The sequence below is a fragment of the Rivibacter subsaxonicus genome, from assembly GCF_004217215.1.
GTDB lineage: Bacteria > Pseudomonadota > Gammaproteobacteria > Burkholderiales > Burkholderiaceae_C > Rivibacter > Rivibacter subsaxonicus.
Map to the genome: position 1 here is coordinate 526,961 of NZ_SHKP01000004.1, position 26,119 is coordinate 553,079.

Annotated in this window: 26 protein-coding genes; 14 read left to right on the forward strand and 12 right to left on the reverse strand. The window is 71.1% G+C overall.

All coding sequences use genetic code 11. From position 1 onward, the window contains the following. Nucleotides 1-127 precede the first annotated feature (127 nt). From EV670_RS02315 to EV670_RS02335, 5 genes are all read left to right on the forward strand, one after another. Nucleotides 128-514 carry a DUF488 domain-containing protein gene (locus EV670_RS02315; protein ID WP_130430197.1) on the forward strand — a complete coding sequence of 129 codons (387 nt, stop codon included), beginning with the start codon at nucleotides 128-130 and terminating at the stop codon, nucleotides 512-514. Between the two features lie 120 nt (nucleotides 515-634). Beyond that, on the forward strand, nucleotides 635-1,033 hold the full coding sequence (locus EV670_RS02320; protein ID WP_130430198.1) for a DUF6249 domain-containing protein: 399 nt from the start codon (nucleotides 635-637) through the stop codon (nucleotides 1,031-1,033). A 9-nt stretch (nucleotides 1,034-1,042) separates the two neighbouring features. Beyond that, the gene (locus EV670_RS02325) at nucleotides 1,043-1,624 is read left to right on the forward strand and encodes an RNA polymerase sigma factor (RefSeq protein WP_130430199.1); all 582 of its coding nucleotides are present in this window, start codon (nucleotides 1,043-1,045) and stop codon (nucleotides 1,622-1,624) included. Further along, entirely contained in the window at nucleotides 1,621-2,004 is a 384-nt protein-coding gene (locus tag EV670_RS02330; RefSeq protein WP_130430200.1) for a hypothetical protein, read from the forward strand. The genes EV670_RS02325 and EV670_RS02330 overlap by 4 nt, the downstream gene beginning before the upstream one ends. A gap of 131 nt (nucleotides 2,005-2,135) precedes the next feature. Next, entirely contained in the window at nucleotides 2,136-2,753 is a 618-nt protein-coding gene (locus EV670_RS02335) for an HD-GYP domain-containing protein (protein ID WP_165393212.1), read from the forward strand. 38 nt (nucleotides 2,754-2,791) lie between these two features. Here EV670_RS02335 and EV670_RS02340 read toward each other — a convergent pair whose 3' ends face one another. The 4 genes from EV670_RS02340 to xdhA are packed head-to-tail and all read right to left on the reverse strand — an operon-like array spanning nucleotide 2,792 to nucleotide 8,052. Continuing rightward, entirely contained in the window at nucleotides 2,792-3,367 is a 576-nt protein-coding gene (locus EV670_RS02340; RefSeq protein ID WP_242616805.1) for a hemerythrin domain-containing protein, read from the reverse strand. Then, complete coding sequence (gene xdhC, locus EV670_RS02345) at nucleotides 3,364-4,167, reverse strand: xanthine dehydrogenase accessory protein XdhC (protein ID WP_130430202.1); 804 nt, start codon at nucleotides 4,165-4,167, stop codon at nucleotides 3,364-3,366. Before xdhC ends, EV670_RS02340 begins: the two co-directional genes overlap by 4 nt. Continuing rightward, nucleotides 4,164-6,518 carry a xanthine dehydrogenase molybdopterin binding subunit gene (gene xdhB, locus EV670_RS02350; RefSeq protein ID WP_130430203.1) on the reverse strand — a complete coding sequence of 785 codons (2,355 nt, stop codon included), beginning with the start codon at nucleotides 6,516-6,518 and terminating at the stop codon, nucleotides 4,164-4,166. The genes xdhC and xdhB overlap by 4 nt, the downstream gene beginning before the upstream one ends. A gap of 10 nt (nucleotides 6,519-6,528) precedes the next feature. Continuing rightward, complete coding sequence (gene xdhA, locus EV670_RS02355) at nucleotides 6,529-8,052, reverse strand: xanthine dehydrogenase small subunit (protein WP_130430204.1); 1,524 nt, start codon at nucleotides 8,050-8,052, stop codon at nucleotides 6,529-6,531. A gap of 70 nt (nucleotides 8,053-8,122) precedes the next feature. Between xdhA and EV670_RS02360 the strand changes: the two genes are divergently transcribed. The 8 genes from EV670_RS02360 to EV670_RS02395 all read left to right on the forward strand — a co-directional run bounded on the left by EV670_RS02360 (nucleotide 8,123) and on the right by EV670_RS02395 (nucleotide 17,307). Beyond that, nucleotides 8,123-9,076: a LysR family transcriptional regulator gene (locus EV670_RS02360; RefSeq protein WP_130430205.1), complete on the forward strand. Its 954-nt coding sequence runs from the start codon at nucleotides 8,123-8,125 to the stop codon at nucleotides 9,074-9,076. 11 nt (nucleotides 9,077-9,087) lie between these two features. Beyond that, nucleotides 9,088-10,404 carry a guanine deaminase gene (gene guaD, locus EV670_RS02365; protein WP_130430206.1) on the forward strand — a complete coding sequence of 439 codons (1,317 nt, stop codon included), beginning with the start codon at nucleotides 9,088-9,090 and terminating at the stop codon, nucleotides 10,402-10,404. A 15-nt stretch (nucleotides 10,405-10,419) separates the two neighbouring features. Continuing rightward, nucleotides 10,420-11,955: an ABC transporter ATP-binding protein gene (locus tag EV670_RS02370; protein WP_130430207.1), complete on the forward strand. Its 1,536-nt coding sequence runs from the start codon at nucleotides 10,420-10,422 to the stop codon at nucleotides 11,953-11,955. Then, nucleotides 11,948-13,057, forward strand: coding sequence for an ABC transporter permease (locus EV670_RS02375; RefSeq protein WP_130430208.1), 1,110 nt, complete (start codon nucleotides 11,948-11,950; stop codon nucleotides 13,055-13,057). Before EV670_RS02370 ends, EV670_RS02375 begins: the two co-directional genes overlap by 8 nt. Further along, entirely contained in the window at nucleotides 13,054-13,974 is a 921-nt protein-coding gene (locus EV670_RS02380) for an ABC transporter permease (protein ID WP_130430209.1), read from the forward strand. The genes EV670_RS02375 and EV670_RS02380 overlap by 4 nt, the downstream gene beginning before the upstream one ends. A 38-nt stretch (nucleotides 13,975-14,012) precedes the next feature. Further along, nucleotides 14,013-15,173 carry a BMP family ABC transporter substrate-binding protein gene (locus tag EV670_RS02385; RefSeq protein WP_130430210.1) on the forward strand — a complete coding sequence of 387 codons (1,161 nt, stop codon included), beginning with the start codon at nucleotides 14,013-14,015 and terminating at the stop codon, nucleotides 15,171-15,173. A gap of 74 nt (nucleotides 15,174-15,247) precedes the next feature. Beyond that, nucleotides 15,248-16,243: an aromatic ring-hydroxylating oxygenase subunit alpha gene (locus EV670_RS02390; RefSeq protein ID WP_130430211.1), complete on the forward strand. Its 996-nt coding sequence runs from the start codon at nucleotides 15,248-15,250 to the stop codon at nucleotides 16,241-16,243. Further along, nucleotides 16,243-17,307, forward strand: a complete 1,065-nt coding sequence (locus EV670_RS02395) for an adenosine deaminase (RefSeq protein WP_130430212.1) — start codon at nucleotides 16,243-16,245, stop codon at nucleotides 17,305-17,307. Before EV670_RS02390 ends, EV670_RS02395 begins: the two co-directional genes overlap by 1 nt. A gap of 149 nt (nucleotides 17,308-17,456) precedes the next feature. On the opposite strand, the gene EV670_RS02400 is transcribed toward EV670_RS02395, so the two are convergent. The 4 genes from EV670_RS02400 to EV670_RS02415 all read right to left on the reverse strand — a co-directional run bounded on the left by EV670_RS02400 (nucleotide 17,457) and on the right by EV670_RS02415 (nucleotide 20,383). Continuing rightward, nucleotides 17,457-17,939, reverse strand: coding sequence for a hypothetical protein (locus EV670_RS02400; protein WP_130430213.1), 483 nt, complete (start codon nucleotides 17,937-17,939; stop codon nucleotides 17,457-17,459). A 21-nt stretch (nucleotides 17,940-17,960) separates the two neighbouring features. Beyond that, the gene (locus EV670_RS02405; protein ID WP_130430214.1) at nucleotides 17,961-18,437 is read right to left on the reverse strand and encodes a hypothetical protein; all 477 of its coding nucleotides are present in this window, start codon (nucleotides 18,435-18,437) and stop codon (nucleotides 17,961-17,963) included. 358 nt (nucleotides 18,438-18,795) lie between these two features. Continuing rightward, on the reverse strand, nucleotides 18,796-19,383 hold the full coding sequence (locus tag EV670_RS02410) for a CBS domain-containing protein (RefSeq protein ID WP_130430215.1): 588 nt from the start codon (nucleotides 19,381-19,383) through the stop codon (nucleotides 18,796-18,798). A gap of 115 nt (nucleotides 19,384-19,498) precedes the next feature. Further along, the gene (locus EV670_RS02415; protein WP_130430216.1) at nucleotides 19,499-20,383 is read right to left on the reverse strand and encodes a DODA-type extradiol aromatic ring-opening family dioxygenase; all 885 of its coding nucleotides are present in this window, start codon (nucleotides 20,381-20,383) and stop codon (nucleotides 19,499-19,501) included. 107 nt (nucleotides 20,384-20,490) lie between these two features. Here EV670_RS02415 and EV670_RS02420 point away from each other — a divergent pair, with 107 nt between their 5' ends. Then, nucleotides 20,491-23,088 carry an ABC transporter permease gene (locus tag EV670_RS02420; RefSeq protein WP_130430217.1) on the forward strand — a complete coding sequence of 866 codons (2,598 nt, stop codon included), beginning with the start codon at nucleotides 20,491-20,493 and terminating at the stop codon, nucleotides 23,086-23,088. Nucleotides 23,089-23,100: 12 nt separating this feature from the next. On the opposite strand, the gene EV670_RS02425 is transcribed toward EV670_RS02420, so the two are convergent. Genes EV670_RS02425 through EV670_RS02440 form a run of 4 tightly spaced genes read right to left on the reverse strand, consistent with a single transcriptional unit; the run spans nucleotide 23,101 to nucleotide 26,115 of the window. Further along, nucleotides 23,101-23,898 (reverse strand): alpha/beta fold hydrolase, encoded by a 798-nt coding sequence (locus EV670_RS02425; protein WP_130430218.1) that lies wholly within the window; start codon nucleotides 23,896-23,898, stop codon nucleotides 23,101-23,103. 44 nt (nucleotides 23,899-23,942) lie between these two features. Then, nucleotides 23,943-24,287, reverse strand: coding sequence for a hypothetical protein (locus tag EV670_RS02430; RefSeq protein WP_130430219.1), 345 nt, complete (start codon nucleotides 24,285-24,287; stop codon nucleotides 23,943-23,945). Nucleotides 24,288-24,312: 25 nt separating this feature from the next. Continuing rightward, a complete protein-coding gene (locus tag EV670_RS02435) occupies nucleotides 24,313-25,074 on the reverse strand; it encodes an SDR family oxidoreductase (protein ID WP_130430220.1) in 762 nt (253 codons plus the stop codon). 57 nt (nucleotides 25,075-25,131) lie between these two features. Beyond that, a complete protein-coding gene (locus EV670_RS02440) occupies nucleotides 25,132-26,115 on the reverse strand; it encodes an NAD(P)H-dependent flavin oxidoreductase (RefSeq protein WP_130430221.1) in 984 nt (327 codons plus the stop codon). Nucleotides 26,116-26,119: the final 4 nt, after the last annotated feature.

Below are 26,119 nucleotides of genomic sequence, written 5' to 3' on the forward strand. Positions count from 1 at the left end.
GGCTATCGTTGCCGGGCCGGACGAGCCATGGCGCTGGCGAGCCCGGCCAAGGAGTGCTCGCCACGAGCGCTGCGGAACCTCGCTTCAGCCGCTGCCGAAGCCCCTGCTCTCGTCGCTGGAGCCGCCGATGCCGATCCGAATCGTTCGCCTGGGATCCCCGCGCGCCGCCGGCGAGGGGCTTCGCATCGGCACCGTGCGGCGGCCGCCGCGCGGCGTGCCCAAGAGCGAGTTCGCCCGCCAGGACTGGTACGACCTCTGGTACCCGAACCTCGCCCCCAGCGTCGAGACGATGAAGCTGGGCCAGCAGGCGGCGAGCGAGCGGGACTGGCAGGCGTTCCGGCGCAGGTTTCGCGCCGAGATGGCGGCACCGGAGGCCGGTCGCACGCTGGACCTGCTGGCCGCGCTGTCGCGCCAGACCAGCTTTTCGATCGGCTGCTACTGCGAGGACGAATCGCGCTGCCACCGCTCGGTGCTGCGCGCGCTGCTGGCCGAGCGCGGGGCCGAATTGACCTGAGTTCTGCGGCCGGCAGCGCGGGCCGGCATCCAGAATGGCAGCAGCCTGCATCCAAGCTTGCGGGCGCCAGCGCCACGGCAACCCGCCGCGGCCATCGCCCTGCCCACGAGGAATCACTGCATGGACGCCTTCATTGCCTCCAAGGACATCGTTGCCATCACCGCGATCCTGACCGGCGCGGTCGCAATCCTGATGCCGGTGCTGATCGTCTGGATCGCGCTGCAATACCGCCAGCGCCGCAACGAGAAGCTCTACGAGACCGTCAAGTACCTCGCCGACCGCGGCCAGCCGGTGCCGCCGGAGTTGCTGAATCCGCCGCAGAAGCCGCATGAGTCGCCGCTGTTCCGCGCCATCACGCTGATCGGCGTCGGCGTCGGCCTGGCAGTGATGTTCAAGTGGCTCGGGCTGGGCTGGCTGATGGGCATCGGCGCGCTGCTGGTGTGCATCGGCGTTGCGCAACTGATCGCGCTGCGCATCGAGCGCAACCGCGCCCCCGGCGCCGTCGAGGCCGGCCGCTAGGCGCCGGTCGTGACGCCGGTGGTGGCCGAGCCCGAGGATGAAGCGGCGCTGGTCGAGCACGCCCGCCGTGGCGATGCCGCTGCCTTTGCCACGCTCGTGCGCCGCCACCAGTCGCGCGTGCGCCAGCAACTGCGCCGCCTGACGCATTGCGACGCGGCGCTGGCCGACGATCTGGCGCAGGAGGTCTTCATGCAGGCCTGGCACGGGCTGGCGGCGTTTCGCGCCGAGGCGAGGCTGTCGACCTGGCTGCATCGCATCGCCTACACCCGCTACCTGATGCACCGGCGCGGCAGCGGCGCGGCGCCCGCATCGCTGGACGGCGCAGCCGAAGGCGGCGGCCTCGAGCCGATCGCCATCGACGAGCAGTCTGCCGGCGTGCCGCTGCGGCTCGACGTGGAGCGCGCCATCGCGCGCCTGCCCGAGCACGAGCGGCTGGCGATCGTGCACTGCTTCCAGCTCGACCTCAGCCACGAGGAGGCGGCGCAGGTGCTGGGCATCCCGCTCGGCACGCTCAAGACGCAGGTGGCGCGCGCCAAGGCGCGGCTGCGCGAGTGGCTGGCCGCCTGGCAACCCGAGGAGGCTAGACGATGAACACGCATCCACCAGCGAGCGGTCGCGACGACGACGAACCTGACTGGCTCGAGTCCCTGCTGCGCGCGGGCGCCGGCGAAGCCATCCCCGACGAGGGCTTCGTCGCGGCGCTGATGCGGCGCGTGGCGGCGACGGCGGTGACTGCCGTGCCGGCTGCCGGCGCGCTGCAGGCGCTGGCGGCGCGGCGCGAGCAGGAGCGCCGCCTCGGCCGCTGGAGCCTGGTCGGTGCCGGCGCCGGCCTGGTCGTCGCGATCGCGTGCGCTGCCGCTGCTGGCGGCGGTGCGAGCGGCGTCGACCTGCGCCTGGCACTCGCCCCGATGCTGGCCGGGCTGGTGACGTCGATCGTGCTGGCGGCGGCGGTGCTGCTGGAGCGCGCGTAGTCGAACGCGAGCCGGGCGAGGCGGGCTTGCCCACCGCCGAACGGGCGCTTGGCGTCGCCATGGCTGGCCCACACAATGGCCGCGCAGGCCGGCGAATCCGTACCCAGCCTCCACCCCATCCGGGAGTGCTCATGGATGACAACGACCCCAGCCTCCCGCACCTCACCAGGGAGACGGTGGCCCTGGTGCGTGCCCTGCTGGAGCGCGACCCCGATACCGGCGAGCACTGCGACCGCACCCACGCGCTGGCGCTGGAACTGGGCCGCGCCGTGGCCCTGCCCGCGGCGGCGCTGTGCTCGCTGGGGCTGGCCGCCCAGTTGCATGACATCGGCAAGATCGGCATTCCCGACCGCGTGCTGCTCAAGCAGGGACGACTGGAGTCCGACGAACTGCTGGTGATGAAGACGCACCCGCAGCGCGGCCACGACATCCTGGCGGTGGTGCCCGACGCGACGCTGGCCGTGGTGGCCGAGGCGGTGCTGCGCCATCACGAGGGCTACGACGGCAACGGCTACCCGGGCGGCCTCAAAGGCGAGGCGATCCCGGTGCTGGCGCGGATCATTTCCATCGTCGACAGCTACGACGCGATGGCGACCGATCGCCCCTACCACCGCGCCAAGGATCACGCTGCCATCATGGAGGTCCTCCATGAGACCAACAGCGGCAAGTACGACCCCTATCTGCTGGGCAGGTTCGCGGGGCTGATCGAGCGGAGCGCGTTCAGGTCGCGCGGTTCGCCGCTCGCATGACGGAGCCCGGCACGCGCGCAGGCGTGCCGGTTGCTGCGCTAGGGCCTTGGCAGCCCGCGCCGCGCCGCCATCTCGGCGCCCATCGCGGCGCGGTCGGCGGCGCTGGCGAGCGCATCGGCGGCCGGCAGCACGAGCCGGTCCTCGAGTGCGAGATGGGATTCGTTGAGGGCGATGAAATCGCGGGCCGCGATCTGTAGCGCCGGCAGCGTGGTGGCGTCGAAGCCGCCGCTCGCCACCGGCTGCAGCAGCGCATGCAGGCCGCGCCACTGCGCGTCGAGCAGGCGGTGTTCGGTGTGCAGACGGCCGACGAGCGCCGCGAGCTCGGCATCGCCGCCGGCCTCGACGCGCGGGAAGACATGGCGCTCCTCGTCCAGGTGATGGGCCGGCGCGGCGAGATCGAAGTAGCGCAGCACGTCGCGTGCCGCGTCGGCCGCCATCGCATCGACCGGCTGTTGCTGCAACTGCAGCAGGTGCTCGACCAGCCGCGCCAGCAGCGCGCACGAGCGTTGCACGCGGCCGTGGCAGGCGGCCAGCATGCCGAAGGGCTCGTCGAAGCTGGCGTCGGGCGAGGCGTGCAGCGTCGCTGCCGACACGGGAAACGGCAGGCGGCTCATCGCGGCGGGCACTGTTGCAACAGTTGCGCCACCACCGCGACCGCCAGCACCTCGGGCTCCTTGCCCTCGATGCCCGTGATGCCGATCGGGCAGACGAGGCGCGCGACGGCCTCGGCCACCACGCCGCGCCGTTCGAAGTGGTGAATGAAGCGCGCGCGCTTGGTGGCGGAGCCAATCAGCCCGCAGAAGCGGAAGTCGCCACGCCGCAGCACCGCCTCGCAGATGCGCAGGTCCAGTTCGTGCTGATGCGTGAGGATCAGGAAGCAGGTGCCAGGGGCCGCCAGCCGCACCTCGGCCTCGGGGGCGTCGACGCAGACCCGCACGACGTGAGGCGGCGAGGGCTGGTCCGGAAACTCGGCCTCGCGCTCGTCGATCCATTGCACGCGGCAGTCGAAGCCTTCGAGCAGGTGCGCGACCGCGCGGCCCACGTGGCCGGCACCGAACAGCTGCAACTCGAAGCGCGGCAGCGCGCGCGGCCAGGCGGCCAGGGCCTCCGCGTCGAGCGCGCCGTAGCGCAGCACCAGCGTGCCGCCACAGCATTGGCCGAGCGTGGGGCCGAGCGCGATGGGTTGTTCCAGCGGCTGCACCGCGTTGCGCTGGAGCCGCTCGCGCGCCAGCGCGATGGCCTGGTGCTCCAGGTGTCCGCCGCCGATGGTGCCGGCCACCGCGTCGGGGCCGACCAGCATGCGGGTGCCTGCTTCGCGTGGCACCGAGCCGCGACTGCTCAGCACCAGCACCACCTGCGCCGCGCGGCCCTCGGCGAGCCAGCGGGTGGCGGTGGCGAGCAGCGCCGCGCTCATCGCATCACCACTTCGATGGCGTCCAGCACCGCTTCCGGCGTCGCCGGCGCACGCAGCGGCGGATCGACGCGATGGTCGCCCGCGGCCGAGATCGCATCGCGGATCGCCAGCCACACCGAGAAGGCCAGCAGCAGCGGCGGCTCGCCGACCGCCTTGCTGCGATGGATGCTGTCGGCCGGGTTCTCGCCCTCGAACAGCCGCGTGTTGAAGATCGGCGGCGCGTCGTTGGCGGTCGGGATCTTGTAGGTGCTGGGCGCATGCGTCAGCAGCGCACCGCTCTGCGGATGCCAGACCAGCTCCTCCATCGTCAGCCAGCCCATGCCCTGGATGAAGGCGCCCTCGACCTGGCCGATGTCGATCGCCGGATTCAGCGAGCGGCCCACGTCGTGCAGCAGGTCGGCGCGCAGCAGCCGGTACTCGCCGCTGAGCGTGTCGACGACGACCTCGCTGACCGCGGCGCCGTAGGCGAAGTAGTGGAAGGGCTTGCCCTGTAGCGTCTCGCGGTTCCAGTGCAGGCCGGGCGTGGCGTAGAAGCCGTCGCTCCAGAGTTGCACGCGCTCGGCGTAGGCGTCGGCGACGACGGTGTCGAAGGGCAGGGGAGTGCCGTCGGGCAGCAGCACCTGCGAGTCGGCGAAGCGGATCGCGGCGGCATCGATACCGCCCGCGCGCTGCGCGACGAAGGCCGCGAGCCGCTCGCGCAGCTGGCGCGCCGCGTCCTGCGCCGCCTTGCCGTTGAGGTCGGCGCCGGTCGAGGCCGCGGTCGCCGAGGTGTTGGCGACCTTGGTCGTGTCGGTCGCCGTGCAGCGCACCCGCGCCAGCGGCAGGCCGAGTTCGTGCGCCACTACCTGCGCGACCTTGGTGTTGAGACCCTGGCCCATCTCGGTGCCGCCATGGTTGACCAGCACCGAGCCGTCGGTGTAGATGTGGACCAGCGCGCCGGCCTGGTTGAAATGCTTGACGTTGAACGAGATGCCGAACTTGACCGGCGACAGCGCCAGGCCGCGCTTGAGCACCGGGCTCTGCGCGTTCCACGCCGCGATCTCGCCGCGCCGCGCCGCGTAGCCGCTCTGCGCGACCAGTTCGTCGACCATGGGTGCTGCGATGTTGTCCTCGACGCGCTGGCCGTAGGGCGTGAGATCGCGTTCACCGACGCCGTAGAAGTTGGCCCGCCGAACTTCGAGCGGATCCTTGCCCAGCGCCCGCGCCACCGCCTCGAGGATGCACTCGATCGCGATCGCGCCCTGCGGCCCGCCGAAGCCGCGGAAGGCGGTGTTGCTCTGCGTGTTGGTGCGCGCCGAGTAGCCGTGCATCGACACGTTCGGCAGCCAGTAGGCGTTGTCGAAGTGGCACAGCGCGCGCGTCATCACCGGGCCCGACAGGTCGGCGCTGAAGCCGGCGTTGGAGATCAGGTCGATCTCGACGCCGAGGATGCGGCCGGCGTCGTCGAAGCCCAGTTCCCAGTCGTACTCGAAGCCGTGGCGGCGGCCGGTGATCATGAAGTCGTCGTCGCGATCGGCGCGCAGCTTCACCGGCCGCCGCAGCTTGCTCGCGGCGAGTGCGGCGACGCAGGCGAACAGCGCCGACTGGCTCTCCTTGCCACCGAAGCCGCCGCCCATGCGCCGGCATTCCACCTGCACCGCGTTGGCCGGCAACAGCAGCGCGTGCGCCACCGCGTGCTGCATCTCGCTCGGATGCTGGGTCGAGCAATGCACGCGCAGCGCGCCGCCTTCGAGCGGCACCGCGTAGGAGATCTGGCCTTCCAGGTAGAACTGCTCCTGGCCGCCGACGCTCAGGCTGCCTTGCAGCCGGTGCGGCGCCGAGACGATCGCGGCGCGCGTGGCGCCGGGCGACTGCTCGCGCGTGAGGTGCGCCGGTGGCAGCACGTAGCGGCCCTGTGCGTGCGCTTCGCGCGCCGTCAGCACGGCCGGCAAGGGCTCGATGCGCAGGAACTCCTTGGCGCGCGCAGCGACCCGGCGCGCGACATCGCGATCGGCCGCGATCACCGCGAACACCGGCTGGCCCAGGTAGTGCACCTCGCCCTCGGCCAGGATCGGGTCGTCGTGGACGATCGGCCCGCAATCGTTGGGGCCGGGGATGTCGGCCGCGCTGAACACCGCCACCACGCCGGGCAGCGCGCGCAGGGCTTCGAGATCGATGCCCAGCAGTCGGCCATGTGCCAGCGGCGACAGGCCGAGCGCCGCGTGCAGCGTGCCGGCCAGCTCGGGCAGGTCGTCGATGTAGCTCGCCTCGCCGGCCACGTGCAGCGCGGCCGATTCGTGCGGCAGCGCCTTGCCGACCTCGCCCGCGGTCGCGGCGAGCTGGCGGATGAAGGCGTCGGTGCTGCTGTTCATCTGCCGCCCCCTACGCCGCGGCCCGGTGCCAGACGCTGATGGCCGCAGCCGGCAGCGGCGCCTCGACCCGCGTCTCCAGCCACAGCCGCCGCAGCAGGTTGGCCGCGGTGCGCTGGCGGTAGCCGCTGGAGGCGCGCAGGTCGGTCAGCGGCTTGAAGTCGGCGGCCAGTGCGGTGACGGCGGCCTCCAGCGTGGCCTCGGTCCAGGGCTGGCCGGGCAGCGCCGCCTCGGCACTGCGCGCACGCCTGACCGTCGCCGCCATGCCGCCGAAGGCCAGGCGCACATGAGCGACCGAGCCTTGCGCATCGAGCCTGAGCGCGAAGCCGGCGCACAAGCCCGAGATGTCGCAGTCGTAGCGCTTGCTGAGCTTGTAGCCGCGCACCGTGGTCGCCGCGTCGCCGTGCGGAATCTCGATGGCCTGTACGAACTCGCCCGGCTCCAGCGCGTTCTTCATGTAGTCGAGATAGAAACCGTCGAGCGCCAGCCGTCGCACGCGCTCGCCCCGCCGCAACACCAACGCCGCATCGAGCGCCATCAGCGCCGGCGCGCTGTCGCCGATCGGCGAGCCGTTGGCGACGTTGCCGCCCATCGTGCCGGCATGGCGCACCGGCAGCGAGGCGAAGCGCAGGCCCATCTCCTCGAGCGCCGGCCAGCGTGCCGCGATCGCGCGCCAGGCATCCTCGAGCGGGGTGGCGGCGCCGATGCGCAGCACGCCATCCCCGTCCTCGATGCGCCGCAGCTCGTCGACCTCGGTGGTCGAGATCAGCAGCGGCAGTTCGCGAAACTGCTTGGTCACCCACAGGCCCATGTCGGTCATGCCGGCCACCAGCCTGGCTTGCGGCTCGGCGGCGAAGCGAGTCGCGAGTTCGTCGAGGCTGCGCGGCGCGAAGAACTGCTGTCCATCGGCCGCGTAGTGCAGCGGCGGCTGCTCGCTCAGTGTCTTCAGCGCGGCCACGATCGGCGCGGTATCGAGCCGAGCCGTCGGCAACTCGAACATCCGCTGCCCGGCATCAAGGATCGGCCGGTAGCCGGTGCAGCGGCACAGGTTGCCGCTGAGCTCGTCGGCCAGCTGCTGGCGGCTCGGCGTCGTGCCTGCCTCGCAATGGCGCTCGTAGCAGGCAGTGAGGCTGGTCGTGAAGCCCGGCGTGCAGAAGCCGCATTGCGAGCCGTGGCAGTCGACCAGCGCCTGCTGCACCGGATGCAGCGCGCCGCCGGCGATGGTCTTGAGGTCTTCGACCGTCAGCACCGCCTTGCCATCGAGCGTGGGCAAAAACTGCAGGCAGGCATTGACGGTGCGGATGCTCAGGCCGCCGACGAGGGTGCCCGGCGCCGCCGTCGCGCGCTCCGCCAGCTCGGCGACGATCACCGTGCAGGCGCCGCAGTCGCCCTCGTTGCAGCCTTCCTTGGTGCCGGTGCAGCGTGCATCGACGCGCAGCCAGTCGAGCAGGCTGCGAGTGGTCGCCGCGCCCTCGACCTCGGCGATCTGGCCGCGGTGGAAGAAGCGGATCGGGCGCGTGTCGGTGCTCAGGGACATACCCTAAAGGTACTCCGTGATCGCGCTCTGTGTATACGATTGCATGGATATCCGATATGCGGAGTAGCGCATGGCGCAACGAGCCGACTTCGACAAGATTGAGATCTACCTCATCCGCGTGCTCCACACCGTGATCACCGAACGCAATGTCTCGCGCGCCGCGCTCAAGCTCGGCAGCAGCCAGCCGGCGCTGAGCGCCCAGCTCAGGCGGCTGCGCGAGCTCACCGGTGATCCGCTGCTGGTGCGCTCGGGTAACGGCCTGGCGCCGACGCCGGTGGCGCTCGAGCTGCTGGCGCCGGCCGCCGAGCTGCTGCAGCAGGCGCAAACGCTGTTCGGCAGCGGCACCAGGAGCCGCGGCTTCGAGCCGGCCGCCAGCCGGCAGGTCTTTCGCATCGCCGCCAGCGACTACCTCGATCCGCTGTTCCTGCCCGAGTTGGTGGCGCGGGTGCGGGCGCTGGCCCCCAACGTCACGATCGAGATCCTGCCGCTGTCGCGCGAGTTCGACTATCGCCAGGGCCTGGCGCGCGGCGAGGTCGACCTCGTGATCGGCAACTGGCTGCAGCCGCCGGCCGAGCTGCACCTGGGCCGGCTGCTGGCCGACGAGGTCGTTTGCCTGGTCGCGGCCGACCACCCGGCCGTGAAGAACCCGCGCGGCTGGACCGCCGAGCGCTACCTGCAGAGCGATCACGTGGCGCCGACCGGCCTGCACGCCGGCGCGCTCGGCGTGATCGACGAGCACCTCGCGCTGCAGGGTCTGCAACGTCGCATCGCGGTGCGCAGCCCGCACTTCGGGCTGGTGCCGCTGATGGTGGCGCGCACGCAGCTGGTGCTCACCACCGGGCGCCTGTTCTGCAGCCGCTATGTCGACCAGTTCGCGGTGCGCATCGTTCGCTGCCCGGTTGCCTTCCCGGCGCTGGTCTACTACCAGCTCTGGCACGAACTCAAGCACCAGTCGGCCGCGGTGCGCTGGCTGCGCGAGCAGGTGCGCGAGCTGGCGCGAAGCTTGCCAAACGGCTCCAACTGATTCACCGACTCATGAACCGCATCGCGCTGCGCGGCGACCTGCTCGACTTCAGCACCGATCCCGGCTTCGGTCCGCCCGACGCAGTCCCCGGCGTTCGGTGGCGGCCCGATCACTGGCTGCTGGTCGACGAGCATGGCCGCATCGCCGGCGTGCTCGATGCATCGGTCAGCGAGCCCGACGCCAGTTACCGCCGCATCGACCAGCGTGGTCGCCTGATCCTGCCCGGCTTCATCGACACCCATGTCCACAGCCCACAGCTCGACGTGATCGCGAGCTACGGCACCGAGCTGCTCGACTGGCTCGAGACCTACACCTTCCCGGCCGAGCGCCGCCATGCCGATCCCCAGGTGGCGCGGGCCGGCGCCGAGCGCTTCTGTGATGCGCTGCTGGCCCATGGCACGACGGCGGCGGTGGTGTTCCCGACCGTGCACAAGCAGAGCTGCGAGGCGCTGTTCACCAGCGCCAACGCCCGCGGCATGCGCCTGATCGCCGGCAAGTGCCTGATGGACCGCCATGTGCCCGAGTGGCTCGCCGATACGGTCGAAAGCGCCGAGCGCGACAGCCTCGAACTGATCGAGCGCTGGCACGGCAAGGACCGACTGGCCTACGCGATGACGGTGCGCTTCGCGCCGACCAGCAGCGAGGCGCAGATGGACATGGCAGGCCGCCTGCTGTGCGAGGTGCCGGGTCTCTACATGCAGACCCACGTCGCGGAGAACCGGGCCGAGGTGGCCTGGGTGCGCGAGCTGTTTCCGCAGGCGCGCAGCTACCTCGACGTCTACCACCGGCACGGCCTGCTCAACGAGCGCGCGGTGCTCGCGCATGGCATCTGGCTCGACGACGAGGATCGCGCGCTGCTGGCCGCCAGCGGTGCCCAGATCGCGCACAGCCCGACATCGAATCTCTTTCTCGGCAGCGGCCTGATCGGCTGGCAGGCACTCGAGGCAGCGGGAGCGAAGGTCACGATGGCCACCGACGTTGGCGGTGGCACCAGCCTGTCGATGCTGCGCACGCTGGCCGAGGCCTACAAGGTGCAGGCGCTGCAGGGCGTGCGGCTGTCGGCCTGGAAGGCGCTGCACAGCGCCACCGCCGGCGCCGCCGATGCACTCGGCCTCGGCCACGAGATCGGCCGCCTCGAGCCGGGGCTGATGGCCGACCTCTGCGTCTGGGACTGGGCCCGCGCCGAGATCGATGCCAATCGCCTCGCGCTGGCCCGGGGCTTGCACGAGAAGCTCTTTGCCTGGATGACGCTCGCCGACGAGCGTCACCTGGCCGCCGCCTACGTGGCGGGAACAGCGCGCTTCGAGCGCACGACAATCGCGCCCTGAACCGGAGCCACCCTCATGACCCCGCGCCTGGCACTCGCCAACATCAGCAAGCAGTACCCGGCCGTCAAGGCCAACGACGGCATCAACCTGCAGGTGGCGCCGGGCCAGATCCACGCGGTGCTCGGCGAGAACGGTGCCGGCAAGAGCACGCTGATGAAGATCATCTACGGCGCGGTGCAGCCCGACGAGGGCACGATCCACTGGAACGGGCAGCCGGTGCAGGTCAAGAGCCCGCACGAGGCGCGGGCGCTGGGCATCAGCATGGTCTACCAGCATTTCTCGCTGTTCGACACGCTGACGGCAGCCGAGAACGTCTGGCTCGGGCTCGACAAATCGGGCACGCTGGCCGAGATCAGCGAGCGCATCGCCAGGGTCTCGCACGAGTACGGGCTCGACGTCGATCCGCTGCGCCCGGTCCACACGCTCTCGGTCGGCGAACGCCAGCGCGTGGAGATCGTGCGTGCGCTGCTGACCGACCCCAAGCTGCTGATCCTCGACGAACCGACCTCGGTGCTGACGCCGCAGGCGGTGCAGAAGCTCTTCGTCACGCTGCGCCAGCTGGCCGACAAGGGCTGCTCGATCCTCTACATCAGCCACAAGCTCGACGAGATCCGCGCGCTGTGCCACCACTGCACGGTGCTGCGCGGCGGCAAGGTCACCGGCGAGGTCGACCCGGGCAAGGAAAGCAACGCCAGCCTGTCGCGGCTGATGATCGGCGCCGAGCCGCCGCAGCTGCAGCACATCCAGGCCCGGCTCGGCGCCAAGGTGCTGGCGGTCGAGCGACTCAGCCTGGCCAAGCAGGACCCCTTCGGCACCACGCTGGTCGACATCGGCCTCGAGGTCCGGGCCGGCGAGATCGTCGGCATCGCCGGCGTCTCCGGCAACGGCCAGCAGGAGCTGATGGCCGCGCTCTCGGGCGAGGACCGGCGCGCGCCGCCGGGTTCGATCAAGCTGTTCGGCACCGACATCGCGCAGGCCTCCCCGCGACGCCGCCGCCGCCAGGGCCTGCACTTCGTGCCCGAGGAGCGGCTCGGCCGCGGCGCGGTGCCGACCATGAGCCTGGCGCAGAACACGCTGCTGACGCGCACCGAGGCGGTTGGTCCTGGCGGCTGGCTGCGCACGGGCCAGGTGCAGCAACTCGCGGCCGATCTGATCGAGCGCTTCAAGGTCAAGGCCGGCGGGCCGGGCGCGGCGGCCAAGAGCCTGTCGGGCGGCAACCTGCAGAAGTTCATCGTCGGTCGCGAGATTTCCGTCAACCCGAAGCTGCTGATCGTCGCCCAGCCGACCTGGGGCGTCGACGTCGGCGCCGCGGCGCAGATCCGCGGCGAGCTGCTCAAGTTGCGCGACGCCGGCTGCGCGCTATTGGTGCTGAGCGAAGAACTCGAGGAACTGTTCGAGCTGAGCGATCGACTGGTGGTGCTGGCGCAGGGTCGACTCTCGCCGAGCGTGCCGACCTCGCAGGCCACGATCGAGATGATCGGCGAATGGATGAGCGGGCTGTGGGACAAGAAGCGTCCCGCGGCGCCGACCGGGGAGGTGGCCCATGCTTAGGCTCGAAGTCCGCCCCCAGCCCTCGAAGGCGATGTCGCTCGCCTCGCCGCTGCTGGCGCTGGCCATCACCGTGCTGGTCGGCGTGCTGCTCTTCATGCTGCTCGGCAAGGACCCGCTGCGCGGCCTGCAGATGTTCTTCATCGAGCCGGTGAAGAGCGCCTACGCGCTCAGCGAGCTGGCGATCAAGGCGACGCCGCTGATCCTGATCGCGCTCGGCCTGGCGGTCTGCTTTCGCTCCAACATCTGGAACATCGGTGCCGAGGGCCAGTTCGTGCTCGGCGCGCTGGCCGCGGGTTGGGTCGCGATGCAGGCCGGGCCTAGTACCGGCGCCTGGATCGTGCTGCCGATCCTGGTGGCGGGCGTGCTCGGCGGCATGTTGTGGGCGGGCATCGTCGCGCTGCTGCGCGACCGCTTCAACGCCAACGAGATCCTGGTCAGCCTGATGCTGGTCTACGTCGCGATCTTCCTGCTCAACTGGCTGGTCTACGGACCGTGGAAGGATCCGGCCGGCTACAACTTTCCGCAGACCATCACCTTCGCCGCGGTCACCAAGATCCCGCGCCTGATGGAGGGCAGCCGCGCCAACATCGGCGTGCTGATCGCGCTGTTCGCGGTGCTGGCGTTCTGGGTGCTGCTGTTTCGCACCTACGCCGGCTTCCAGCTGCAGGTCGGCGGGCTGGCACCGGCGGCGGCGCGCTATGCCGGCTTCTCCTCGCGCACCGCGCTCTGGACCGCGCTGCTGCTCTCGGGCGGCATGGCAGGCCTCGCCGGTGCGATCGAGGCCGCCGGGCCGCTCGGCCAGCTCACGCCCTATGTGCCGGTGGGCTACGGCTTCGCCGCGATCATCGTCGCCTTCGTCGGCCGGCTGCACCCGGTGGGCATCGTGTTCTCGGGGATCCTGATGAGCATGTTCTACATCGGTGGCGAACTGGCGCAGTCGCGGCTTGGCCTGCCGAAGTCGCTGACCGGCGTGTTCCAGGGCCTGCTGCTGTTCGCGCTGCTGGCCTGCGACACGTTGATCCACTACCGCGTGCGCTGGAAGTCGGCGCCCAAGCCGGCGCCGGCCGCGGCGCCGCTGATCCAGGCCGAGGTGGCACGATGAACGAATTCGCACTCCTCATCGCCGCCACGCTCAACGCCGGCACCGTGCTGGCGATCGCCGGGCTGGGCTTGCTGATCAACGAGCGCGCCGGCATCGTCAACCTCGGTGCCGAGGGAATGATGCTGGTCGCGGCGATCGCCGGCTACGCCACCGCGGTGACCACCGGCAGCGACTGGCTCGGCTTTGCCGCCGGCGCCGGCGCCGGGGCGCTGCTCGCGGCCGCCTTCGGCCTGCTGGTGATCTGGCTCAACACCAACCAGTACGCGACCGGGCTCGCGCTGAGCCTGTTCGGCGCCGGGCTCTCGGCGTTTGTGGGCATCGGCTTCGTGCAGGCCAAGCTGCCCGATCGGCCGAACTTCGCGATCCCCGGCCTGGCCGACATTCCCTTCGTCGGCCCGGCGCTGTTTCGCCAGCATCCGATGGTCTATTTCGCGATCGCCTTCACCTTCGGGCTGATCTGGTTCCTCTACCGCTCGCGCGCCGGCCTGGTGCTGCGCGCGGTCGGCGAGTCGCCCGAGTCGGCGCATGCGTTGGGCTATCCGGTGCGTGGCATCCGCCTGCTCGCGGTGATGGTCGGCGGCGCGCTGTGCGGCTTGGCCGGGGCCTACCTCTCGGTGATCTACACGCCGCTGTGGGTCGAGGGCATGGTGGCCGGCAAGGGCTGGATCGCGCTCGCGCTGACGACCTTCGCGACCTGGCGGCCGGCACGTGTCTTGCTCGGTGCCTACCTGTTCGGCGGCGTGACGATGCTGCAGTTCCAGTTGCAGACCCAGGGGGTCGACGTGCCGAGCCAGTTGCTCAGCGCGCTGCCCTACCTGGCGACGATCGTGGTGCTGGTGCTGATCTCGCGCAACCCGGCGTGGATCCGCGTCAACATGCCGGCCTCGCTCGGCAAGCCCTTCTTCCCTGGCGGCTAGAGATAATCGATTTCATTGCTTTCACCCCTGGAGCGGACATGCATTCCAACTCGAAGCGTTCCCTGTTGAAGCTCGGCAGCCTGGCCGCCATCGCGGCCGCGGCGGCGCTGGCCGGCTGTGGCAAGAAGGACGAGGCTCCCGCCGCCCCGGCCGCGGGACCGGCGGCCTCGGGCCCGGTGGCCAAGGCCGAGCCGCTGAAGATCGCTTTTGCCTACGTCGGCCCGGTCGGCGACGGTGGCTGGACCTTCGCCCACGACAACGCACGCAAGGCGGTCGAGAAGGAGTTCGGCGACAAGGTGATCACCAGCTACGTCGAGAAGGTGCCCGAGGCGGCCGACGCCGAGCGCGTGTTCCGCGACATGGTGGGCCAGGGCAACAAGCTGATCTTCGGCACCACCTTCGGCTACATGGAGCCGATGCTCAAGGTCGCGGCCGACAGCCCCGACGCCAAGTTCGAGCACGCCACCGGCTACAAGACCGCGCCCAACATGCGCACCTACGACAGCCGGACCTACGAGGGCGCCTACATGGCGGGCGTGATCGCCGGCGGCATGACCAAGAGCAACACGCTCGGCGTGGTGGCCTCGATCCCGATCCCCGAGGTGATCCGCAACATCAACAGCTTCACCCTCGGCGCGCAGAGCGTGAACCCGAAGATCAAGACCAAGGTGGTCTGGGTCAACGAGTGGTTCAACCCGCCCAAGGAGACCGAGGCCGCGACCGCGCTGATCAACGGCGGCGCCGACGTGCTGATGCAGAACACCGACTCCTCGGCCGTGCTGCAGACCGCCGAGAAGATGGGCAAGCGCGCCTTCGGCTGGGACAGCGACATGACGGCCTACGGCCCGAAGGCGCACCTGGGCTCGGCGATCATCAACTGGGCGCCGTACTACATCAAGTCGGTCGGCGAGGCGCTCGAGGGCAAGTGGACCGGCGGCACCAGCACCTGGTGGGGCGTCAAGGAAGGCGCGATCGACATGGTTTCGATCGCTACCGACGTGCCAGCCGAGACCAAGGCCAAGGTCGATGCGGTCAAGGCCGGCCTCAAGGACGGCAGCTTCGCGATCTGGAAGGGCCCGATCCTCGGCTCCGACGGCAAAGAACTGATCGCCAAGGACGCGGTCGCCGACGACAAGTTCCTCTCCGGCGTCAACTTCTACGTCAAGGGCGTAGAGGGCAAGGTGCCGAGCGGCAAGTAGGCCCGGCACGATGGACGAACACAGGCCGCCGTGGCTCTCGCCGGGCGGCCTGTGTGTTTGTTGAACGGCAATCGATGATCGAACGGCAGCTCTGGCATCCGGTGGCGCGCAGCGAGGCGCTGGCCGCCGGCGCGCCGCTGGCCGTGGCGCTGCTCGGCGAGGAACTCGTGCTGTGGCGCGACGCGCAGGGCGTGGCGCGCGCCTTCACCGACCGCTGCCCGCACCGTGGCGCGCGGCTGTCGATGGGCCGCGTCGTCGCCACCGGCGAACTCGAATGCCCGTACCACGGCTGGCGCTTCGAGGGCGGCGGGCGCTGCGTCGCGATTCCGGCGCTGCCGGACTTCAGGCCGCCGGCGACCCATCGCGCCTGCAGCCATGCCGCGCTCGAGGCGGCCGGCATGCTGTGGCTGCGGCTCGACGAGGGTGGAGCCGCCGCACCGGCGCTCGGCATGCTCGAGGCCGCCGAGCGCGACCCTGCGCTGCGCAAGCTGACGGTCGGCCCCTACGAGGTGGCGACCAGCGCGCCGCGCATCGTCGAGAATTTTCTCGACCTCTCGCACTTCGGCCTGGTCCACGAGGGCTGGCTCGGCGATCGCGCGCACCTGGCGCAGCCGGCCTACGAGGTGAGTACCGCCGCCGACGGCACGCTGATCGCCAGCGGCTGCCGCGCCTGGCAGCCGCAGAGCAACCGGCTCTCGGAAGCCGGCAGCGAGGTCGACTACCGCTACGAGGTGCCGGCGCCCTTCAGCGCGGTGCTGCGCAAGGCGCCGCAGGGCCAGCCGGGCTACCGCGACGTGATCGCGCTGCTCGTGTGTCCGCTGACGCCGGAGTCGAGCCGGGTCTGGTTTCGCATGGCGCTGACCGACTTCGATTCGAGCGACGAAGAGATCGCCGCCTTCCAGGACACCATCTTTGCGCAGGACCGGCCGGTGCTCGAGTCGCAGCGCCCCAGGCGCCTGCCGATCTCCGACGCCGCGCCGGTGCGCGAACTGCACAGCGCGGCCGATCGGCTGAGCAGCGCCTACCGCCGTATGCTCATGGCTCGTGGCATCACCTTCGGGATCTGCTGATGAACACCACCGTCCTGCCCTTCGACCCCGCCCGCATCGCGCCGGCCGCCTTGCCCGGTCTGCTGGCCTCGATGCCCAAGACCGAGTTGCACATCCACATCGAGGGCTCGCTCGAGCCCGAGCTGATCTTCGAGATCGCGCAGCGCAACCGCGTCGCCTTGCCCTACTCGGACTTCGAGGCGCTGCGCAAGGCCTACGCCTTCACCGACCTGCAGAGCTTTCTCGACATCTACTACTCCGGCGCCAGCGTGCTGCTGCAGGAAGAGGACTTCGAGGACATGGCGCTGGCCTACTTCGAGCGCGCCGCCGCCGAGGGCGTGGTGCATGCCGAGGTGTTCTTCGATCCACAGACCCACACCGATCGCGGCGTGCCTTTCGCCACCGTGATCAACGGCCTCACGCGCGCGGCCGACATCGCGCTGACCGAGTTCGGGCTCTCGGCCTCCTACATCCTGTGCTTCCTGCGCCACCTCAGCGAGGAGGCCGCCTTCGCCACGCTCGAGCAGGCGCTGCCCTACCGCAGCCGCTTCATCGGCGTCGGCCTCGACAGCAGCGAGCGCGGCCATCCTCCGAGCAAGTTCGAGCGCGTCTTCGCGCGCTGCCGCGAGCTTGGCCTGCACGTGGTGGCGCATGCCGGCGAGGAGGGGCCGCCGGCCTACATCGAGGCCGCGCTCGATCTGCTCAAGGCCGAACGCATCGACCACGGCGTGCGCTGCCTCGAGGACCCGGCGCTGGTGGCGCGGCTGGCGCGCGACAAGGTGCCGCTGACGGTGTGCCCGCTGTCCAACCTCAAGCTGTGCGTGGTGGACGACATCGCCGCCCATCCACTCAGGAAGCTGCTCGATGCCGGCCTGGTGGTGACGATCAACTCCGACGACCCGGCCTACTTCGGCGGCTACCTCGCAGCCAACTACCAGCAGAGCTTCGCCGCGCTCGGGCTCGATGCCGGCCATGCCTGGCAGCTGGCGCGCAACAGCATCGACGCCAGCTTCGCGCCCGAGCCGCGCAAGCGTGAATGGCGCGAGGCGCTCGACCATCACTTCATCGCGGCGGCCGGTGCTTGAAGCGAGCCCTTGTGGCTTGCGGAGGCGAGCGGCCGTGCGCGATGTCGTGTTCCGATCTCGTCAACCGTCGGTCACTTCGCCGTGAGGCTCAAAGAGCTGCTGCGTGACGCGACATCGGCAACTGCGCGCGCCTTCCCAGCGGTCCCGGCCTACTTCACCAGCGGAATCTGGCTCGTCGAGTCGTATTCCTGCACCGCCTGAATCTTGTTCTCGAGCTGGTAGTAGCGTGCGACCTGCTTGCCCGGCAGGACTTTCAGAAAGCGCTTCAGGTAAGCCTCCTTGAGCTTGGCGCGGTCGGTGTCGATCGCGGTGAGCTCGCGCAGCAACTGGCCGGCCGCCCCGTCCGTCAGGCGGTCCTGGACGTTGACGTAGTCGACCACCGCGACCGTCGAGCGCCGGTTGATGGCCAGCAACTCCTTCTGATAGCGCTCGTACAGAGGCCAGAAGGCCTTGGCTTGGGCTTCGTCGAGCTTCAACTGCTGCTCGACGAAGGCGCGCTTGTCCTTGCGCGCGCTGTCGCGCACCTGCTGCATCGTGTCGGCGGCAGTCTGCGCGGAGGCCGGCGCCAACGCGGCGGCCAGGGCCAGCGCCAGGCACGCGACGAGAATTCTCAAAGGCTGCTCGTGTCTCATGTTGCGTCCTCCTCCGGTTGGCTACTTGACGGTGTATCCGCGTCCTTCGAGGCAGGCCGCGCGTGCCTTCTGGTACGCCGCCATCCCCGCCTGCGACTGCTGAGTGGCGGCCTGCTGCTGCTGCTGTGTCTGCGCCGAATTCTGGCGCCGACTCTGGCCGCGCGCGGCCGCTGCGCCGACCGCGGCGCCGGCACCGGCGTCGTCGGCCACGATCTCGCCGACGACCGCACCGCGCGCCGCGCCGCGCGCGCCGGCCCCTGGCGTCGTCCCGGTCGCCGTGGTTGGCTGCTTGGCGGCGGCGGGTGCCGGCGGCGGGTTGGCCGGGTCGTACTTGCTCTGCTGCACGGCCCAGGTGTGGCACTCGCCTTCGTCCTTCTTTTGCTGATCCGGCGACTGGCCCTTGGCCGGATAGACGAAGGTTTGCGCCGAGACACCGGCGCCGCAGATCACGGCCGCGAGCAGCGCCACGGCGCCGCGGGAAAGGGGTGGGCAAGGCATGGTCGTCCTCCTGGGGTGGTTGGAAATTCGAGAGTCGCTGCTGCCGGTGCGGTGCTCAGGGTCGGAAGATCGCGCCGATCATCGCGACGTGTGTGCGCCGCGCTCCCTGTGCCGGCATCACCGCGATAACGGCGGTCGGGATTGCGACCAGGATCAGCAGCGCGCCCAGGGGCGGCGCTCATGCGCTCGCCCCTTGCAATCGGCGGGATTCGAGGTCTGACGATCATCCATCTCCGCCTTCACCGAGACGACTGCGGCAACGCCTTGCCGGATCGCGTCAGACCGACCGCGTTGTCAGTCTGCTGGGCCGGAGTGCGACCCCGGGTCGATTTCACCGCGCGCGGATGCCTGCAACGCCTCAACTGTGCTGCAGCGCCGAGTGCAGCTCGGCAAAGCTCTGCGAGCGCAGGCTGATCTGCAGCGAGGTGCCGAGCGATTGCTCGATGCGGCTGGCCGAGAACACGCCGCGCAGCACCGGCTGGCCGTCGACGGTCTCGATGACGATCAGGTAGCGCTGGCCGGAGGCCTGCAGCGTGGCGATCACGTCGCCCACCGCGGCGCGCGGCAGGCTGCGCAATTCGACCAGCGGCCAGTCGCTCAGCGGGCTCATCACCTGCTCGACGCTGAGTTCGTCGTGGGCGACGCCGAGGTCGAGCGCACGCCGCGTCACGTGCTCGCCGGCCAGGTCGCCGGCGGTGACGACGCCGCGGATTGTGCCGCGGCCCTCGCGCACCTCGCCGACGAAGCCCATGCGCACGCCGGCGCGCATCAGCATCTGCAGCACCTGGTCGGCGCGGTCGTCGGGCTGCACCACGACCACCGCGCCGCTGCTGAGGTCGGTCAGCAGCGACATCGCCGGATCGGAGGCGCTGGCCGAGCTTCGCTGCGGCGACAGCAGCATCTGGCCTGGGTCAGGCGCGAGCGTCAGGGCACGGTAGCTGGTCACGATGAACTCCCCGCATTCGGCCGACAGCGACAACACGCGCCGCGAGGCCGGTGTGATCCGATGTTCTGCCTGCGCCGGCGCAGCGTCAACGGGGCGCGGCCGGCTTCACCTAGTTTTACGCACCGGCCGCTGCCGACGTGACCAGTGCTGCCCGAAGCGCCTGCGCGCCCGGGCCGAAGGCGTAGGCGTCCATCGCCAGTGAGCCGTAGGTCACGCTCGCGTGCAGCCGGGCCGGGGTGGCGTCCAGGCCGCCGGCGCCGGCGGCGATGTAGAAGGGCAGCCAGTGCTCGTCGCTCGGGTGCATCAGCGCCGCATGCGGTGCCTGCGCCCGGTAGTCCAGCAGCGCCGCCTGGTCGCGTGCCTGGACGCGCTCGGCGACCCAGTCGCGGAAGTCTCGGCTTTGCGGCAGTTCCTGCCCGGCCGGTGTGTCGCCGGCGGCCTGGATCGCGCTGCGGCCGACCAGGCCCAGGTTGTGGGTCAGGCTGCCGGAGCCGAGCACCAGCACGCCCTCGGCCGCCAGCGGCGCCAGCGCGGCGCCGAGTGCCCATTGATCGGCGGTGGCGGCGCGAGGCGCCAGCGCGATCGGCAGCACCGGGATGTCGGCGTCCGGCCAGGCGAAGCGCAGCACGCTCCAGATGCCGTGGTCGAGGCCGGGCTCGTCGTCGAGGCGGGTGTTGTCGATGCCGGCGGCGGCGAGCAGGGCCACGGCGCGATCGGCCAGTGCCGGTGCGCCGGGCGGCGCGTATTGCAGCGCGTAGAGCTCGCGCGGGAAGCCGCCGAAGTCGTGCACCGCGTGGTGCGCGGCGCTGCCCAGCACCACCGGCAGCGGCGCGCTGGTGTGCGGCGAGACCACGACGATCGCGCGCGGACGGCCGAAGGTGGCGTCGATGGCCGGGCCCAGGCGCTGCAGGAAGGCGCCGGTGCTGCCGGGCTCGATCGCGAGCATCGGCGAGCCATGCGAGATGAACAGGGCGGGCAGGAGGGGATTGGCAGTGGACATGAGGCATTGAATCACTGCGCGCCACGTGCCGGATTCAAGGGCTTTGCAGGCAGCGTTCAAGCCCCTCGGTTGGTGCGCCCATGCACTGGCGGGTTAAGGTCGCGGCCATGGCCGTGATCCCGACTCCCGCTGCATTGCCCGCATCCCACCCAGCGTTGCGCCCGCCTTCGGTCTTCACGCTCGCCTGGCGCCAGTTGCTGCGCGACCTGCGCGCCGGCGAACTGCGGCTGCTGGTGGTGGCGGTGACGCTGGCGGTGGCGGCGCTGAGCGCGGTCGGCTTCTTTGCCGACCGCCTCAACGCCGGCCTCGCGCGCGACGCCAGCGCGCTGCTCGGCGGCGACGCGATCGTCGCCAGCGACCAGCCGGCGCCGCCGGCGGTGGCCGCGGCGGCCAGCGCCGCCGGCCTGGCGCTCGCGCGCAACGTGAGCTTCCCGAGCATGGCGCGCGCCGACGAGGCGCAGGGTGGCGCCGCGCGTCTGGTCGCGGTCAAGGCGGTCAGTCCCGGCTACCCGCTGCGCGGCAGCCTGCGCATCACCGATGCGCCCGGCGCGACGCCGCGCCAGACGCGCGAGATCCCGGCCGCCGGCACCGTCTGGGTCGACGCCGCGGTGCTCGACTCGCTCAACCTGCGCATCGGCGACCCCTTGCTGCTCGGCGACGCGGCGCTGCGCATCGCCGCCATCATCGGCGAGGAGCCCGATCGCGGCACCGGCTTCATGAGCTTTGCGCCGCGCGTCATGCTGGCCGAGGGCGATCTTGCCGCGACCGCGCTGGTGCAGCCGGCCAGCCGCGTGATCTATCGCAGCGCGGTGGCGGCGCGAACCGGCGATGCGCGCGCCAAGACTGCCGTGCGCGAGTTCGTGAAGACCGTGAAGGCCAAGATCGACAGCGAGGGCTGGCGCGGCGTGCGCGTCGAGTCGCTCGAGAGCGGCCGGCCAGAGATGACGCAGACGCTGGCGCGCGCGCAGGCCTTTCTCAACCTGGTGGCGCTGCTGTCGGCGCTGCTGGCGGCGGTGGCGGTGGCGATCGCCTCGCGTGAGTACGCGCAGCGCCGGCTCGACGACTGCGCGATGCTGCGCGTGCTCGGCCAGTCGCAGCGCCGCATCGCCTGGGCCTACGCGCTCGAGTTCATCGCGGTCGGCCTGCTCGCCAGCGTGCTCGGCGTGCTGCTGGGCCTGGCGGTGCATGGCGTGTTCGTTGCGTTGCTGGTCGGCCTGGTGTCGGCCAGCCTGCCGGCGCCGAGCCTGTGGCCTGCGCTGTTCGGCATCGGTGTCGGCCTGACGCTGCTGGTCGGCTTCGGCCTGCCGCCGGTGCTGCAACTGGCTCGGGTGCCACCGCTGCGCGTGATCCGGCGCGACCTCGGCGAGATGAAGGCCACCTCGCTGCTGGTGCTCGCGCTCGGTGCGGTGGGCTTCTGCGCGCTGCTGCTGGCGGTGGCCTCCGACCCGAAGCTCGGCGCGATCACCGTCGGCGGCTTCGCGGCGGCGATCGGCGTCTTCGCGCTGGTCGCGTGGATCGCGGTGAGCCTGCTGCGACGGCTAGTGCCGGGCTCCAGAGCGCCGCGCTGGCTGGTCCTGGCAACGCGCCAGGTCGCGGCGCGGCCGGGCTACGCCGTGCTGCAGGTGAGCGCGCTCAGCGTCGGCCTGCTGGCGCTGATGCTGCTGGTGCTGCTGCGCACCGACCTGGTCGACAGCTGGCGCGCCGCGACGCCGCCCGATGCGCCGAACCGCTTCGTCATCAACATCCAGCCCGAGCAGAGCGAGGCCTTCCAGCGCCAGCTGCGCGCCGGCGGCGTCGAGCGCTACGACTGGTACCCGATGATCCGCGGCCGGCTGGTGGCGATCAACGACAAGCCGGTCAGGCCCGAGGACTTCGCGGCCGACCGCGCGCAACGCCTGGTCGAGCGCGAGTTCAACCTCAGCCACGCGGCGCAGCCGCCGACGCACAACCCGATCACCGCCGGCAAGTGGGTCGCCGAGGACCCCGAGGCCCTGAGCGTGGAGGAGGGCTTGGCCGCGCAACTGGGCCTCAAGCTCGGCGACGCGCTGACATTCGACATCGCCGGCATCCAGAAGAGCGGCCGCATCGCCAACCTGCGCAAGGTCGACTGGGGCTCGATGCGGGTCAACTTCTTCGTGATGTTCCAGCGGGACCAGATGCCGGAGCTGCCGGCCACCACCATCGCCGCCTTCCGTGCGCCCGAGGGCGTGGCGGCGGTCGCCTTCGACAGTGCGCTGTCCAAGGCCTACCCCAACATCACCAACGTCGATGTCTCGGCCTCGATCACGCAGGTGCAGCGCGTGCTCGACCAGGTGGTGCGCGCGGTCGAGTTCCTGTTCGGCTTCACGCTCGCGACGGGCCTGGTCGTGCTGTTCGCCGCCGTCACCGCCACCCGCGAGCAGCGCGCGCGCGAGTACGCGGTGATGCGCGCGATGGGCGCCGGAAGCGCCTTGCTGGCCCGGGTCCAGCGGGCCGAACTGGTGGGCGTGGGCCTGCTCGCCGGCGTGCTGGCCGCGCTGGCGGCGGCGGCGGTCGGCTGGGCGCTGGCGCGCTATGTCTTCGAGTTCAGCTGGACCGCCTCGCCCTGGGTGGTGCTGGCCGGCGGCGCGGCCGGTGCGCTGCTCGCGCTGGCGGCCGGCTGGTGGGGCCTGCGCGAGGTGCTGCGGCGGCCGGTGATGGAGACCCTGAGGCGCGCGCCGGAGTAGGGCGCGTGCCGCTCAGGCCCGCGCGAGGAAGCGCGCGATGGCCTGGTTCACCACCTCGGGATGGGTGACCGGCCCCATGTGGCCCAGGCCTTCGAACTCCAGCACCTCGACCCGCGGCAGCACCGCCGTCAGCAGCCGCGCCACCCCGTGCGCCGAGGCCGTGCTGCGCTTGCCCACCATGTAGAGCACCGGCATGTCGAGCGCGCGGAAGGCCGCCAGCGGCGTGGGCTCGGTGGACAGCGCATGCTTCCAGCGACGCACGTTCCTCACCGACTCGGCAATCGGCGGCTTGCGCTGCTCCGGCGTGCGCGCCCAGCTGCCGGCGCCCATCCAGTAGTCGATGAAGCACGCGGCGGCGGCGTCCTGGTTGCCCGCGTCGAGGGCGGTGGCGGCGGCTGCCACCGCGTCGCGGATGCCATCGGCCTCGTTCGGTGCGGGGGACTGCGCCTCGATCAGCGCGAACAGGGTCGGCTCGTACAGCGCCATCGCGCGCACGCGCCCCGGATCGGCCAGCGCCGCGAGTAGCGCGACCGCCGCGCCGTAGGAATGGCCGACCAGCGCCAGCGGCGAGCCGGCCCTGGCCAGCACCGGCTCGATCAGCGCAACCTCGTCGCGCAGGCTGATGACGCGGTCCGAGGGCCACTCCGGGCTCTTGCCGGAACCGTAGGAGTCCGGCGCCAGCACGTGGAAGTCCGGTGCCAGCAACTCGAGCAGCCCGCGCCACTGCGTCGAGTTGCTCGCGTTGGAGTGCATGCACACGACCCCGGGGCCGGTTCCGGCTTCACGAAAGAAGGCTTCGAGCTGTGGCATCGGTGGCTCCTGTGGCAGCGGTGGCGGTCCGGGCAGCGCGGCGCCTACAGCTTCGAGTCCCAGTGATACTGGTGCAGCACGCGGTGTGCGATCGGCGTGAAGACCAGGGCCGTCGCGGCCACGAAGACCAGCCCGGCGTAGAGCGCGTACAGGCCGGCAAAGAGCTTGCCGCCTGGCGTGGTCAGCGCATTGACCGGCCCCATGCCGCCGAGCAGCATGGCGGCGTTGAGAAAGGCGTCGATCAGTGAGAGCTGCTCGAAGTGCATGTAGCCGAGCATGCCGATGCCGAGCGACACCAGCACCAGACCGGCCGCGAGCAGCACGTGCACCAGCAGGCGCCTGGCAAATCCGGCGTGCGACAGCGGGGGCTGCTTTTTCGATTCGTACATGAGCGATCCGCGCTGCGTCCCGAACTCAGATCAGGTAGCCGCCATCGACCGGCAGTGCATGGCCGGTGGTGAACGACGCGCCCTTCGAGCACAGCCACAGCACGGCGTTGGCCACCTCCTCGGGCACGCCGACGCGTCCGAGCGGATGCATCGCCAGCACCCGGGCCGTCCTGGCCGGGTCCGAGGTGAGGCCGGCGCGATCGGCCAGCGGCGTCTGGATCACGGCCGGCGCGACCGCGTTGATGCGCACGCCCTGGTCGGCGTACTCCAGCGCCGCCGCCTTGGTGAGCCCGACCACGCCGTGCTTGCTGGCGTAGTAGGCGACCCCGAGCCGGCCTCCGCGCAGACCGGCCACCGAGGCCATGTTGACGATGGCGCCGCGCGTCCTGACGATGTGCGGCAGTTCGTACTTCATGCTGAGGAACACGCCCTTGAGGTTGATGTCGATCACCTCGTCCCAGCTGGTTTCCGAGTACCGGGCCAGCGGCACGAAGGGATCGCCCTCGATGCCGGCGTTGTTAAAGGCGAAGTTCAGCGCGCCGTAGTGCTCGACGGCGCGGGCGACCAGCGCCTCGACCTCGGACGCCTTCGACACATCGGCCTTGACGAAGATCGCATCGCCGCCGGCGGCGCGAATCAGGCTCACCGTCTCGGTCGACTCCTCGCTGCGCCGGCTGGCGACCACCACGCGGGCACCCTCGGCGGCAAAGGCCAGCGCCGTGGCGCGTCCGATGCCCGAACTGCCGCCGGTGACGAGGGCGACTTCTCCGTTGAACAAGGTCGTCATGGAGTTTCTCCAGCTTGGGAAGTCGATGCCTCGGCGCTGCGAGGCGGGTGTTTCGGGTCAGGCGACGCGCGCTCGTGTGCCCGCCGCGCGTGCCAGCAGGGCCTGCGCCTCGCGCGTCATGCGCTGCACGATGTCGCCGGCCGGCGCCACATCGTGCATCAGGCCGACCGCCTCGCCGGCCAGCATGCAGGTGTTGTCGGGGTCGCCGGCGTGGAAGCCCTGCCAGTAGCGTGCCTCCTCGCGTTCGAGGGTGCCCGGCTCGGCGAGCACCGACTCGCGACCATGCCAGTCGTCGACGAAGCGCGACCTGATTGCGCGCGCGGTGAACGATCCGGGCCAGTGGTAGCGGCGCGCGACATCGGGCACCGTGGTGCGGACCGTCGAGTCGCCGTCGGCCGCCACCGCTGCCGCCTGCAGGCTCGGTGCGACCAGCGCCTCGCTGCTGGCCCAGAAGCGCGTGCCGACGAGCACGCCATCGGCGCCCAGCATCAGCGCCGCCGCGAGCCCGCGCCCGTCGGCAACGCCACCGGCCGCGACCAGCACGGTGTCGGGCGCGGCGCCGGCCAGGTAGTCGGCGATCTCCGGCACCAGCGTGAAGGTCGCGCGCGCGAGCCCGTGGCCGCCGGCCTCGGCACCCTGCGCCACGATCACGTCGGCGCCGGCCGCAACCGCCTCGCGTGCCAGCGCCAGCGTCTGCACCTGGCACATCAGCCGCGCGCCGGCGGCCTTGATGCGCGGCGCGAACGGGGCCAGCTCGCCGAAGGAGAGCATCACCGCGACCGGCGTCTGCGCCAGCACCAGATCGAGCAACTGCGGCTTCTGCGCCAGCGACCAGGTGATGAAGCCGCAGCCGACGCGGGCCGTGCCGGCCGCCGCGAACTCGCGCTCCAGCCAGGCGGCGTCGCCGTAGCCGCCGCCGATCAGGCCGAGTCCGCCCGCCGCCGACACGGCCGCCGCGAGCTTGCCGCCGGCCGCCACGCCCATCGGCGCGGAGAGGATCGGATGCTCGATGCCGAGCATCTCCGTCAGTCGCGTCTGCATCCTG